Raw genomic sequence first — 678 nt, forward strand, 5'->3', positions numbered from 1 at the left:
CGCTGGTGACGTCGGCCGCCCGGGCGATCTCGCGAATCGTGGTGCGCGAATAGCCATTCTCGGCCACACATCGCATCGCGGCGGTGATGATGCGGGCCCGGGTCTGCTCACCGTCGGCACCCACCGGCCGACCCAATTGCGGCGGCGTGACGCTCATGCGGCGGGAAGCCCGCCGCAGCTCCGTCCATCACGCACTACGCACCTCCGCGGCGAAGCCGAAACTAATCGATCACTCGATTATATTCGACCGTGTCGGGGACCGGGAGCCGGCGGACGGGACGCGCGAGTGAGGACAGCACGGTGACGCGGGCGCAACGGGGACGTCCGGTCGGCGCCAGCGGCGAGGAGACGCGGCAGCGGATCGTCGTTGCCACCATGCGCTGCGTGGCCGAATTCGGGTACGCGCGCACCACGATTCGCGAGATCGCCCGGGCGGCCGACGTCACCAGCGGCAGCCTGTACCACTACTTCCCGAACAAGTCCGAATTGCTGGACGCGGCCGTCGAGGACATCGAACGCATGGCGGTGCCGCGGCTGCGAGCCGCCGCCGCGGGTCCCGGCGGCGTGGTCGATCGCCTCGCGGCGGTGCTGGACGAGGCGAGCCGGCTGATGCGCGAGCATCCGCATCTGGCCGCATTCGATCGCGCGGTCCGCGCCGAAAGCAACGAGCACCCGGTT

Annotated in this window: 2 protein-coding genes; one reads left to right on the top strand and one right to left on the bottom strand. The window is 70.2% G+C overall.

Translation table 11 applies throughout. The annotated features are described in order from the left end of the window. Positions 1 to 157: TetR/AcrR family transcriptional regulator (locus A5713_RS29595; RefSeq protein ID WP_156751733.1), on the bottom strand; the 157-nt coding region annotated here is incomplete at its 3' end. A 143-nt stretch (positions 158 to 300) separates the two neighbouring features. On the opposite strand from A5713_RS29595, the gene A5713_RS29600 reads away from it, so the two are divergent. Further along, positions 301 to 678, top strand: a 378-nt coding sequence (locus A5713_RS29600) for a TetR/AcrR family transcriptional regulator (RefSeq protein WP_231980247.1), incomplete at its 3' end; no start/stop codon positions are given.

The organism is Mycobacterium sp. E2497, from assembly GCF_001668695.1.
Lineage (GTDB): Bacteria > Actinomycetota > Actinomycetes > Mycobacteriales > Mycobacteriaceae > Mycobacterium.